This window comes from Trichococcus patagoniensis (assembly GCF_003051085.1).
GTDB lineage: Bacteria > Bacillota > Bacilli > Lactobacillales > Aerococcaceae > Trichococcus > Trichococcus patagoniensis.
Genome location: NZ_QAOM01000003.1, coordinates 39,292 through 51,272 on the forward strand (window position 1 = coordinate 39,292; position 11,981 = coordinate 51,272).

The 11,981-nt window shown below is 45.6% G+C and carries 12 protein-coding genes; 3 read left to right on the plus strand and 9 right to left on the minus strand.

What is annotated here, in order from left to right; translation table 11 throughout:
• Positions 1-50 precede the first annotated feature (50 nt).
• Positions 51-620, minus strand: coding sequence for an aminoacyl-tRNA hydrolase (gene pth / locus C8U37_RS02455; RefSeq protein ID WP_108031685.1), 570 nt, complete (start codon positions 618-620; stop codon positions 51-53).
• A 386-nt stretch (positions 621-1,006) separates the two neighbouring features.
• Between pth and C8U37_RS02460 the strand changes: the two genes are divergently transcribed.
• Complete coding sequence (locus C8U37_RS02460) at positions 1,007-1,984, plus strand: L-lactate dehydrogenase (protein WP_108031686.1); 978 nt, start codon at positions 1,007-1,009, stop codon at positions 1,982-1,984.
• Positions 1,985-2,500: 516 nt separating this feature from the next.
• Entirely contained in the window at positions 2,501-3,346 is an 846-nt protein-coding gene (locus C8U37_RS02470; protein ID WP_281257476.1) for a nuclease-related domain-containing protein, read from the plus strand.
• 385 nt (positions 3,347-3,731) lie between these two features.
• Here the strand turns inward: C8U37_RS02470 and C8U37_RS02475 are convergent, their stop codons facing one another.
• Together C8U37_RS02475 and glmU are read right to left on the minus strand one after the other, a co-directional pair.
• Positions 3,732-4,712 carry a ribose-phosphate diphosphokinase gene (locus C8U37_RS02475; RefSeq protein WP_108031689.1) on the minus strand — a complete coding sequence of 327 codons (981 nt, stop codon included), beginning with the start codon at positions 4,710-4,712 and terminating at the stop codon, positions 3,732-3,734.
• Positions 4,713-4,808: 96 nt separating this feature from the next.
• Positions 4,809-6,185, minus strand: a complete 1,377-nt coding sequence (gene glmU, locus C8U37_RS02480) for a bifunctional UDP-N-acetylglucosamine diphosphorylase/glucosamine-1-phosphate N-acetyltransferase GlmU (protein ID WP_108031690.1) — start codon at positions 6,183-6,185, stop codon at positions 4,809-4,811.
• 206 nt (positions 6,186-6,391) lie between these two features.
• Here glmU and C8U37_RS02485 point away from each other — a divergent pair, with 206 nt between their 5' ends.
• Positions 6,392-6,925 (plus strand): cupin domain-containing protein, encoded by a 534-nt coding sequence (locus C8U37_RS02485; RefSeq protein WP_108031691.1) that lies wholly within the window; start codon positions 6,392-6,394, stop codon positions 6,923-6,925.
• 110 nt (positions 6,926-7,035) lie between these two features.
• Here the strand turns inward: C8U37_RS02485 and purR are convergent, their stop codons facing one another.
• From purR to C8U37_RS02515, 6 genes are all read right to left on the minus strand, one after another.
• Positions 7,036-7,863, minus strand: a complete 828-nt coding sequence (purR, locus tag C8U37_RS02490) for a pur operon repressor (RefSeq protein ID WP_108031692.1) — start codon at positions 7,861-7,863, stop codon at positions 7,036-7,038.
• A gap of 158 nt (positions 7,864-8,021) precedes the next feature.
• The gene (locus tag C8U37_RS02495) at positions 8,022-8,831 is read right to left on the minus strand and encodes a metal ABC transporter permease (RefSeq protein ID WP_108031693.1); all 810 of its coding nucleotides are present in this window, start codon (positions 8,829-8,831) and stop codon (positions 8,022-8,024) included.
• Positions 8,777-9,484, minus strand: coding sequence for a metal ABC transporter ATP-binding protein (locus tag C8U37_RS02500; RefSeq protein WP_086626885.1), 708 nt, complete (start codon positions 9,482-9,484; stop codon positions 8,777-8,779). The genes C8U37_RS02495 and C8U37_RS02500 overlap by 55 nt, the downstream gene beginning before the upstream one ends.
• Before the next feature lie 18 nt (positions 9,485-9,502).
• Positions 9,503-10,453: a metal ABC transporter solute-binding protein, Zn/Mn family gene (locus tag C8U37_RS02505; protein WP_108031694.1), complete on the minus strand. Its 951-nt coding sequence runs from the start codon at positions 10,451-10,453 to the stop codon at positions 9,503-9,505.
• A gap of 149 nt (positions 10,454-10,602) precedes the next feature.
• The gene (gene ispE / locus C8U37_RS02510; RefSeq protein WP_106448961.1) at positions 10,603-11,463 is read right to left on the minus strand and encodes a 4-(cytidine 5'-diphospho)-2-C-methyl-D-erythritol kinase; all 861 of its coding nucleotides are present in this window, start codon (positions 11,461-11,463) and stop codon (positions 10,603-10,605) included.
• A gap of 241 nt (positions 11,464-11,704) precedes the next feature.
• The gene (locus tag C8U37_RS02515) at positions 11,705-11,962 is read right to left on the minus strand and encodes a Veg family protein (protein ID WP_086987295.1); all 258 of its coding nucleotides are present in this window, start codon (positions 11,960-11,962) and stop codon (positions 11,705-11,707) included.
• Between the last annotated feature and the right edge of the window lie 19 nt (positions 11,963-11,981).

Here is an 11,981-nt window from a genome sequence, read left to right on the forward strand (position 1 = left end):
CACCTATGCAGGTTGCGGCAGACACAAAAGAGGTCCAGCTGAAGCTGAACCTAACCTTTTTTATTGAATTGATTCATTGTCTCCAAAAAATTGTTCCCTTTAATGAAATGATCGATCGCATCCACGCTTTCTTTTACGGAGTGCAACATTTCGGCGTGGTCGTCCTTCAGAAAAGGACTCAGCACATGCTGAATGACCGTCATATTATGTTGGGGCCTTCCGACTCCGATGCGGATCCGGTTGAAATCCTGTGTCCCTAAGTGCTGGATCAAACTTTTGATGCCGTTATGTCCGCCAGCTCCACCTTTTTGGCGAAGCCTTATTTTGCCTACCGGCATATCCATATCATCGTACACGACAACCAAATCTTCGATCGGGATGCTGTAGTAATCCATCAGCGGCCTTACAGCTCTTCCCGAATCATTCATGAAAGTCAGCGGTTTGACGAATAAAACTTTTTCACCGTTTACGGTCGTTTCTATGTATACCGCTTCAAATTTATTTTTATTGTATTTCTCTTTATTCTGAAAAGCCCATTCATCCAAAGCAATAAAGCCGACATTGTGTTTCGTATCGGTATACTTAGGACCTGGGTTCCCCAATCCAACGATCATTTTCATTTATATTCCCCTATTGTTTCCAGTCATAGTTATGTTAGCAGGCGCGCAAGCGTGTGCTTTCTGCTCTTTTACGCCAAAAAAGGCCGCACGGATGTCCTCCGAACAGTTTGCTTTCGAACAGTATACCACAATCATCGGATAATCGTAAGAAATAGGAGTGGGACCCGCTAAAATTATTGTGAACAAAATCGCAATTGCCCATTGAAAACAACAGCGTTTTATTTTATAATATTTTTATATAATATTTCACAGGTTGTTCACTTCCTATCACTTTCGCGCAATCATCGCTGGTTCTGAAAATCTTTGCTGAGCGGGATAGGCCCAAAGAGTAATCACCCTTGATTAGTGTTATAATAGAACCAGCAAATAGCGAGAGGAGCATTATAATGGCAGAATTGAGTGGAAATACAGGTCAAAAAATTATTTTAGTCGGTGACGGCGCCGTAGGATCGAGCTATGCGTTTGCATTGGTTACACAAAATATTGGTCATGAGTTGGGTATCATCGATATCAACAAAGCAAAAACAGAGGGAGACGCCATTGACCTTTCCCACGCTTTAGCTTATACCTCACCCAAGAAAATTTATGCAGCATCCTACGCAGATTGCCACGACGCTGATATCGTTGTATTAACTGCAGGAGCTGCTCAAAAACCTGGCGAAACACGTTTGGATCTGGTAAGCAAAAACCTGCGTATCTTCAAGTCGATCATCGGAGAAATCATGGCAAGCGGATTCGACGGTATCTTCTTGGTAGCATCCAATCCAGTGGATGTCCTCACTTATGCAACTTGGAAATTCTCAGGACTTCCTGCTAACCGCGTCATCGGTTCCGGTACTTCCCTGGACAGCGCTCGATTCCGCCAAAGCATCGCTGCGCTAGTAGGTGTAGATACGCGTAATGTTCACGCCTATATCTTAGGGGAACACGGCGACACCGAATTCCCTGTATGGTCCCACGCTAACGTTGGTGGCCTGCAGATTTACGAATGGGTGAAACAAACTTCTGCTGTCGATGAAAAAGCTTTAGTCGATGTCTTCTTCAAAGTGCGCGATGCCGCATACGAAATCATCGAGAAAAAAGGAGCGACCTTCTATGGTATCGCTGTAGCCTTAGCCCGTATCACAAAAGCGATCCTGAATGACGAAAATGCGATCATGCCTTTATCCGTCTATCTGGATGGGGAATATAACCACAAAGATATCTTCATCGGCGTGCCGGCAGTCATCAACCGTTCAGGTATCCGCAACATCATCGAAATTCCTTTGTCTGATGCAGAACAGGAAAAAATGGATCTATCCGCTAACACCTTGAAAAAAGTGTTGGAAGAAGGATTCGCCAGCCTGGAAGCAGACGCAAAATAATCGAATCCGATCTCAAACACCCGTCAGTCCCATTTTGGGGACGACGGGTGTTTTTTTGTTTGTTTGTGGGTTTCGGTGATGTGGGGTTTGGTGTTTATGGGGTTACGGGGTTACGGGGTTACGGGGTTACGGGGGCGAAAAGATGGATTCTTATGAGTTATTCATGGTTTCAGGCCAACTTGGGCTCAAAACCATGGATTCTTTCGAGTTATCCATGGTTTCGCACTTATCTGGGCTCAAAACCATGAATTCTTTCGAGTTATCCATGGTTTCAGGCCAACTTGAGCTCAAAACCATGAATTCTCTTGAGTTATCCATGGTTTCAGGCCACAGATGACAATCGTACTCGCAGGCATGGATTACTCCCGTCACTAAGCAAGCGACAGCAACTTATATTCTCTCCGAAAGGCATTTATAAGAATCCGCGTATGCTCTATTTGACGACTCATATCAGGAGGGATTCCTATCGCATACAAAGAACGAACAAAACCAAAGCTTCTGCGCATCTACGAGATATTGCACACGCGCACCCATCTTGGGAAGGCCGATTATTATCGGTTCATCAATCGAAAGAAGGGATTCGGGGGTGAAGGCGGACTTGACGTACACACCGAGCCACTCAGTGAAAATTGCATTATCTTGAACGATCTTCAGTTGGAAGTCAGGGAATCCCCTTTCCAGATTGATGCCCTCTTGATTTTCTCAGATATGATCAACCTCTACGAAATCAAGAATTATGAAGGTATGCATCAGTGGGGAAAAGGATCCTTCATAAAATCATCCGGGTTTTTATTGGAGAATCCATCCATGCAACTGCAGAGAACGAAAGTGCGATTGGAATTCTTGCTGTCGGAGATGGGATTTAAGACAAGAGTGGAAGCTTATGTCATTTTCGTAAATCCCGAATTCACCTTGGTTGGTGCTCCAAATGAAACAAGCTATATCCTTCCCAGTCAAATTCCCGGACATTTCCGGAATATACCCAAAACCACTGGAATAACTGCCGAACAATACAGACTTGCAGATTCACTCGTAGCTCTTCACGATCCCAATTATTCTTTCAAGATACCAGAATATCACTACGAGAACATGAAAAAAGGTGTCCCCTGTCCAGCTTGCGGAGCGCTAAAAGATACATTTAGAGGCCAACATCAGATTTGCGGCGAATGCGGAAAGAAAATAAACATAAACGAAGCCATCAGAACGAGCATATCCGATTTCCGCATTTTATTTCCGGATGATAAAATTACAGCAAGCCGTATCACGGACTGGTGTGGTGTCGGCGATCAAAATCGCATAAGCAATATACTGAAGTCAGAATTTCAAGTGATGGGGAAAAACCGCGGGCGTTATTTCATTTGATGAATATTATCCTAATTCGTGAAGGAGCTGCACTAACGCAACGTGCAATGAACGGGCGGTTACCTGCTTATTTGCGCGTCTTATTTTGTTCGCTTTTAGAACTTGAGCCACCCGGGAAACAAGTTCTATCTGTTGTCGCAGAGCCCAGGCCAACTTGAGCTCAAAACCATGGATTCTTTCGAGTTATTCATGGTTTCGCACTGATCTGGGCTCAAAACCATGGATTCTTTCGAGTTATTCATGGTTTCAGACCAACTTGGGCTCAAAACCATGAATTCTTTTGAGTTATCCATGGTTTCCGGCAGCCCTGGCCCACAGCAGGAAACAACAACCAACCCAAACAAAAAAGCCCTCCAATGGAGGACTTTTTTCAACCATCGGATTCTTAGTCGATGATTACGAATTTTTCTTGGAACAACGGGCTTACTGAGCGGTTTTCGTGGATACGTTTGATTGCTTCAGCAATCAATTGGGAAACAGAAACCATCACAATTTTTTCGCTGACTTTATCAGCTGGGATATTGATCGAATCAGTAACGATCAATTCTTTGATTACGGAGTTGTTGATGCGATCCATTGCTGGACCTGATAATACAGCATGTGTGCAGCAAGCATAGACATCCAACGCGCCTGCATCCTGCAATGCTTGGGCAGCCAATGTAATTGTGCCGGCAGTATCGATCATGTCGTCGATCAGGATACATTTTTTACCTTCGACATTACCGATGATGTTCATGACTTCGGCAACGTTCGCTTTCGGTCTTCTCTTGTCGATGATGGCGATTGGAGCTTTGATGAATTCAGCCAGTTTGCGGGCTCTTGTCACGCCACCGTGATCAGGCGAAACAACGACTACGTCATCACGCAAAACTTCATGATCCAAGAAGTAGCTTGCCAATAACGGAGCTCCCAACAAATGATCAACCGGGATATCGAAGAAACCTTGAATTTGAGGAGCATGCATATCAAGTGTCAACAATCTGTCAGCACCAGCATTAGTGATCATATTCGCCACCAATTTCGCTGTTATCGGCTCACGTGATTGTGCTTTGCGGTCTTGGCGGGCATAGCCATAATAAGGCAAAACGATGTTGATCGTTTTGGCACTCGCGCGCTTCAAAGCATCGATCATGATCAAAAGTTCCATCAAGTGGTCGTTTACCGGAGAACTTGTCGATTGGATGACGTAAACGTGGCAACCGCGGATACTTTCGTCGATGTTGATCTTGATTTCACCGTCACTGAATTGGGATGAAGAAAGGGTCCCTAACTCCACACCAACGTCAGCCGCAATTTTCTCAGCCAAAGGGCGATTTGAACTTAAGGAAAAAATCTTAAGTTTTGGATCTTTGTAATGTTCTGTCATGATAATCCTCCGTTAATCTTTTGTTTTTACCAAATTAAACACATACTGATATTGTATTTTCAAAATCATTCTACCATACATGTATAAGGTTTTGCTTTATTTTTTGGCTGGCGGCAATTTTTCCCAATAGCCGGGTTTGTTCTCCTGGCGGCTGCGGGCGATGCCCATCGCGCCTTCAGGCACATCTTTAGTGATAGTCGAACCTGCAGCTAGGAATGTGTTGGCCTCGACGTTGACAGGCGCCACAATGTTCACGTTGCAGCCGATGAACGTATTGTCACCGATGCTGGAACGGTGTTTGTGCTTGCCATCATAATTCACAAAGACAGTGCCGCAACCGACATTGATGTTTTTACCGAGATCCGCGTCTCCCACATATGTCAGATGTCCGACTTTTGTGTCTTCGTTCAAGACCGCGTTCTTCACTTCCACAAAATTTCCGATATGGACGCGTTTTCCGATGTGGCTGTTCGGTCTCAAGTGGCTGAACGGGCCGATGTTGCTGTCCGATTCCATCACGGAGTCCTCCAGATTTGAGCTTCTGATCTGGACACGGTCCCCGATTGTTGTATTGCTCAGTTCTGAGCCTGATCCGATGAAACAATCTTCACCGATGATCGTTTTCCCTTTCAGGAATACATTCGGTTCAATGACTGTGTCGCTTCCGATGATCACATCCGACTCGATGTAGGTATTATCCGGATCGATCAAGGTAACGCCGTTGCGCATGTGTTTTTCATTGATGCGTCTCTTCATGTAGACAGAAGCTTCAGCCAAAGCCACACGATCGTTCACACCCAAAGCTTCGCCCATGTCGCTCATCTGGTAAGCCGTCACGATTTCGCCTTGGTTCTTCAGGATTTCGATGACATCCGGCAAATAGTACTCGCCTTGCGCATTGTTGTTGCCTACTGATTGCAGCGCAGCGAACAAAAACTTGTTATCGAATGCATACGTTCCGGTATTGATTTCCTGCACAAGCACTTCTTCCGGAGAAGCGTCTTTTTGTTCCACAATTTTTTCTACGTTATCTGAAGCATTTCTGATGATGCGGCCATAGCCGTTCGGATCAGCAGCATGCGCAGTCAGGATAGTTGCTTTCGCTTTTTTCTCTTCATGGTATTGCAACAAGGATTCCAACGTCTCTGCAGTCAGAAGCGGTGTATCTCCGCAGATGACCAATGTAGTGCCCTCTTCGTTCTCCAGCACAGCTTGCGCTTGCAGAACAGCGTGCCCTGTTCCCAATTGTTGCGCCTGCAATACATATTCCGAACGATTCCCCAAGCATCCTTTAACAGTATCCGCACCGTGCCCTACAATTGTCACTACTTTCTCAATGCCAGCAGCCTCTACTTGATCCACGACGTGCTCTACCATTGGTTTTCCGCAAACTGCATGCAGTACTTTATAAAGCTTACTTTTCATGCGCGTTCCTTGACCAGCAGCAAGTATGATTGCAAAACGATTAGCCATAAGCAACTCCTATCTTTTCATTTTATTCCTTCAACTAAATTATCTTAGCGTAAAAACTTGCTTTTTTCAATATGATATCGTACATAAATACAGACTTCTTTTCATTATCTAATGGAAATACGAAGAATGCGGATACATTGTTTCTTATTGACCGGTTTTTTGGATATACTTGTAGACAGGAAGACACATCGAAAGGATTGATTCCAATGACAAAAACGACTGCATCATTTTGGATACAAGAACTGTTGCTTCAGCCGCATGCGGAAGGCGGTTATTTTCGCGAAACCGGCCATTCCCCCGAACTGATCGTTACCGAGGATCGGTTGGAGCGCTATCTCTACAGCAACATCCTCTTCTTATTGACTGCAGACAACCCTTCGCATTTTCACCGCTTGAAATCCGATGAGGTCTGGTATTTCCATGAAGGCAGCACGTTGACGATCCATCTGTTGCATCCCGATGGCCGCTACGAGGCAGTCAGAATGGGCCGCCATCCCGAAAACGGAGAACTTTTCCAATTCACGGTTCCGAAAGGGGTCATCTTTGGGAGCAGCATCGAAGGACAATCCGGAGACTTCGCGCTCGTAAGCTGCATGGTTTCCCCGGGATTCGATTACCGTGATTTTGAATTGCTGCCTTATGATGTGTTGCTCAAATACTATCCTGATTGCGGGAATGTTTTGGAAAAATTAGCCTACAAAAAGCTTCCACGGGATTGTTTCAGGAATGAACAAGTCTGAACTACACCCAATCCCACTCAGGGAATCGCGTTTTTCCTTCTCAACACCAAAGAGCCAGACCTTAAACTTGCGTTTAGGATCCAGCTCTTTTTTTAGGCTACAATCTATAATCACTCGGTGCTTGAATCGAAATAATTGCCCAAGCCCACGCTGATGGAATGATCTTTCAGGTCGATATTGTTTACGCGGATCAGTGACGAATAATCGAACACTTCGCGTTTGGAATTGTAGCCAGCTTCAGCGAATACCGTCACGCCGACTGTCTCCGATTCAAATTCGGAAATCATGCTGCGCATACCGTTGATGGTGCCGCCGCCTTTCAGGAAATCGTCGACAATGAGAACTTTGGAGCCGCGCGGCAAACTGCGTTTGGATAGTTCCATTTTTTCGACCCGGTCGGATGAACCTGAAACGTAATTGATGCTGACTGTGGAGCCTTCGGTAATTTTCGAATCACGGCGCACGATGACGAATGGGACATTCAGATAAGTGGCGACTGCTTGCGCGATCGGAACCCCTTTAGTGGCGACAGTCATGACTGCATCGACTTTTTTGTCGACGTATTGAGCCGCGATGACACGCCCGATTTTCTGCAGGATTTCCGGATTGCCCAACATGTCGGAAAGATAAACGTATCCCCCTGGCAACAGACGATCTTTGCTGTTCATGATTTCGCACATTTCTTCTATAATTTCGCGGGCATTTCCTTTGGTGATTGTCGGAATATATTTGACGCCGCCTGCTGCACCCGGAAGCGTTTCGACAATCCCTGTTCCCCGATCTTCAAATGTTTTCTTGATGATGGATAAGTCTTCACTGATGGATGATTTCGCTGATTCATAACGTTTAGCGAAATAGGTCAATGAAATCAACCGATGCGGTCTCTCTAATAAGTAACGGGTCATATCGACTAACCGTTCACTGCGCTTTATTTTCAATCCAAATCTCTCCTTATATTGCGTTCTTTTCCCTATTATATAGTTGATTCCTGAAAAATGAAAGCTTTTAATTGATGATTGTTCGTTTTTAATCGAATTTAAGGCAAAAAAACAAGAGCAATGTTCTGCTCTTGTCCATATATCTTATTGTTAAGATTCTACTTCTTTTCGACGACGACCTTATAGATGCTGGTCAAAATGAACATGGCCACGAAAACCAAGGTGATGGTGGCACCGGGAGGCGTTCCGTACTGATAGGATGCGAACAAACCTCCGTACATTCCCGTCAAACCGATGCCTATCCCAAGCAGGATGACGCCGTTGAAGGTATGCACCAATCTCATCGAGATGGCTGCCGGCAGAATCATGATGGAAGAAACCAGCAATGACCCGGTAATCGGCATCACCACACTGATTGCGACCCCTGTGATCACAGAAACCAACAGCGACATCATGCGGACCGGCAAGCCCGCTGTATGGGCCGTGTCTTCATCAAACGTCAACACATATAACGGTTTGCGGAAAATCAGATACAGCAAAACAATAATTATTGCCAAAGCCAATAAAATCTGGATTTGCTGATCATTGATGGTGATGATCGATCCGAACAGATACTGTTCGACACTCGCGTTCTGTTTCCCCGATACGAAACTCATCAGCACTAAAGCTACAGCCATTCCCGTAGCCATCAGGATTGCAATCGATATTTCCGAATAGCCTTTGAAGATGACGCGTAAATATTCGATTCCGATCGCTGCCAAAATGACGATACCCAAAGTGGTTAGCGTTGGATTGATATTTAGGAGCATCCCTAAAGCAACTCCAGCCAAGGAAACATGCGACAGCGTATCCGCCATTAAGGATTGCCGGCGCAAAATCAGCAGCAGACCCAAAATGGGTGCCATGATTGCGATCAATGTTGATGCTTGGAAGGCTCTTTGCATAAATCCATAGAGAAACATCTCCACGGCGAATCCTCCTTTCTGACCAACTGAATATGGGTATCCATAAATTCTTTGATATCTTCGTGCTCATGCGTAACCATGATGATCGCTTTGTTGTGGACTTGTGAATTGTGTTTCAGCAAACGATAGAAACGCTCGCGCGATTCCTTATCCATTCCGGTAGTAGGCTCATCGAGCACAAACAAGTCCGGATCGGTTGCGAAAATGCGTGCCAAAGCGATGCGTTGTTTTTGCCCACCGGAAAGTTCACCGATTTTTTTGTTGCGCATTTCCCACATGCCCACTGATTCCAGGGCTTTTTTTACATGGGTATTATCTTCTTCATCCAATTTTTTGAACCATTTGCCTTTTTGGTATCTGCCGGACTCCACAAACTCAAGGACCCTGCTCGGAAACCCGATATTGAAAGACGAAATTTGCTGCGGTGCATAACCGATCGTAAGCTTTTCCCCACGATAGTTCACCTTCGAAATCGTCGCGCTGCCCTCCCGGGGATTCAACAGTCCCAGGATGCTCTTCAATAAAGTAGATTTCGCCGCGCCATTTTCGCCTGTAAGGATGACGAATTCCCCTTCATGCACTTGGAATGTGATATCCTGCAGGACAGGTTCATCATCGTAATAGAACGACAGATGCTGTACATCGATATATTCCACTTGATTTCCCCTCTTCTCTTACTGGATCACTTTTTTCAAAGCTGTCAAATTTTCTTGCATCACGCTCAGGTAATCTTTGCCCGCTTCTTGGTCTTCATCGGTTATCCCTTCAAGCGGACTCAGCACTTCAAGGGAGGCGCCTGTTGCTTCAGCCAAGGTTTGCGCTGTTTTTGAGGATGCGCTGTCCGAGTAATAGACGGTAGTGATCTGATTGTCGATCATAAATTGCTGCAGTTCAGCCAGTTTGGCAGGATTCGGTTCCGCATCGGATGACACATCGGATACGGCCACTTCAGTCAGTTCGTAGCGGCGGGCGATATATCCGAAAGCTGCGTGCTGGACGACGAATGTGCGGTTTTCGGCAGTTTCAAAGGCAGTCTGATAGGCTGAATCCAATTCCGCCAATTTTTCGTTAAAGGCGGCGGCATTTGCCTCATAACTCTCCTTGTTTTCTTCATCCGCCGTAATGACTCCGGCCAAAATAGCAGCCACTTGCTCTTGTGCATACACCGGATCCAACCAGATATGCGGATCGACACTGTGGGCGTCTTCGCCTTCTTCATCGTGCTCTTCTTCGGCAGCCTCATCCTCTTCCAACTCAAAAAGCGCGATATCTTCGGCAGCTTCGACAACGATCACGTCGCTCGATTCAATGGACTCCAACACGCTGGGTACCCACGTTTCCATTTCATCGCTGTTGTATACGAACACATCAGCGTCAGCAATGGCCGCGATGTCCTGTGGCGTCGGCTCATAGCCATGCGATTCTTGTCCGGCATCCAACAAAACGGAAACTTCACCATTATCGCCTACCACATTTTTCGCAAAGTCATACATCGGATAGAAGGTCGTGACAACCTGTATCCCATCTTCAGAAACGGCTGATTCATCGCTTCCGCTCGTTCCGCAACCAACCAGAATAAGGGCTGCTGCAGACAGAATGCCTGTCAGTTTCAATCTATTTATCATAATTTATTATTCCTCCAAAACGTAATGATTACTGTTTAAGTCCCGATAGATACTTTATCACAATTGGATGCAACGCGTCAACCATTCCGCTTCCATTTCACAAGTAAAAACCGCAAACACCCTTCAGGGGGATTCGCGGTTTTGATTAATCAATCTTCGTTGAGCAGTCGGACCATATAAACTTCTTCGCAGAATCCTCGCAGACTGTTATAGACTCTTTTGATGCGCGACGTGTTTCTGCTGAATCCGATGATGGTCGGGCCGCTGCCGCTCATCGTCACGCCATCAAGGCCGTACTTCTCCATCCGGTCCTTCAATTGGCGCAGTTCCGGATGCTTATTGAAGGTCACTTGTTCTAAAGCATTCCCAACGTTCTGACACATCCGCTCGTAATCGCCCTCCTCGATGGCTTGCGCTACAATGCGGGAAGTCGGCTTGTGCTGCAGTTGCTCGACAGCCAGCAGCCGAAAAATGGTTTTCGTCGAGACGCTCAGGCGCGGTTTCGCCAAAATCACCCAACAGGATGGCATCGGCCGCAGTTTGCGGACGATTTCCCCTCGGCCTGATACGAAGGCTGTGCCGCCCACTATGCTGTAGGGAACATCCGAGCCTACTTGGTTGCCGATCGCAATCAGCTCCTCAACAGAAAGCTGCAGATCCCAAATCTTGTTCAGCGCGCGCAATGCCGCAGCCGCATCCGTGCTGCCGCCGCCCAATCCAGCAGCTACAGGGATTTTCTTGTCGATTTCGATTTTGATCCCCTTCTTTATCCCGCAACGGTCTTTGAGAAGCTTCACTGCTTGATAGACATGATTTCGCGTGTCCACTGGCAAAAACACTTTGTTCGTGTAGATTCTGATTTCATCTTTTTCGAGAGGAGTAAACGTAAGATGGTCCGCGAGGTCGACTGAAGCCATCACCATTTCGAGTTCATGATAAAGGTCATCCCGCTTATACAATACATCTAACGCCAAATTTATTTTTGCCGGTGCACGTTCAATCCATTCCATCGCTCCACACTCCTCTCCACTGTTCTTATACTTACAATACTAGCTTAAGCGTGCCGTTTTTAAAAGAAATATATGTCAATAAACAAGAATTACTTTCTGAATGATCATTCTCGCCTGAATCAGTGACCGGAACCGGTTTGTTCCCGTAATCTGTTCCACCTGCAGCAAGCAATTTTTTCCATAAAAAAAAACAGACATTTCGATGTCTGTTTGATTTATTTGGAATAAGTTCTTACATAATTTAAGCGTACAGGCATTTTTCTTCATCGTAAAATAAGATCTCTACAGCTTCGGTTAAAACATCTGCATAACTGTATGATACACGTTCAAATGCATTTTCGTTTTGGTCTAGATCAACCACAAATACAGCATGATACGTTTCACGTAAAATACCTTTTCGTTCTGTCTTGCGTTTGCGTCCTGCTTGCGCAGTCAGCATAACTTTCTGCCCTAAGTGACATTCCAGTTGTTCCTTAATCTGACTCAAATTATCCGGCATTCTGTTTCACCTCACTGAT

Bases quoted from the DNA above. Each gene is read 5' to 3' on its own strand.
- pth (WP_108031685.1), bottom strand. From the start codon at position 620: ATGAAAATGATCGTTGGATTGGGGAACCCAGGTCCTAAGTATACCGAT.
- C8U37_RS02460 (WP_108031686.1), top strand. From the start codon at position 1,007: ATGGCAGAATTGAGTGGAAATACAGGTCAAAAAATTATTTTAGTCGGT.
- C8U37_RS02475 (WP_108031689.1), bottom strand. From the start codon at position 4,712: ATGACAGAACATTACAAAGATCCAAAACTTAAGATTTTTTCCTTAAGT.
- glmU (WP_108031690.1), bottom strand. From the start codon at position 6,185: ATGGCTAATCGTTTTGCAATCATACTTGCTGCTGGTCAAGGAACGCGC.
- C8U37_RS02485 (WP_108031691.1), top strand. From the start codon at position 6,392: ATGACAAAAACGACTGCATCATTTTGGATACAAGAACTGTTGCTTCAG.
- C8U37_RS02505 (WP_108031694.1), bottom strand. From the start codon at position 10,453: ATGATAAATAGATTGAAACTGACAGGCATTCTGTCTGCAGCAGCCCTT.
- ispE (WP_106448961.1), bottom strand. From the start codon at position 11,463: ATGGAATGGATTGAACGTGCACCGGCAAAAATAAATTTGGCGTTAGAT.
- C8U37_RS02515 (WP_086987295.1), bottom strand. From the start codon at position 11,962: ATGCCGGATAATTTGAGTCAGATTAAGGAACAACTGGAATGTCACTTA.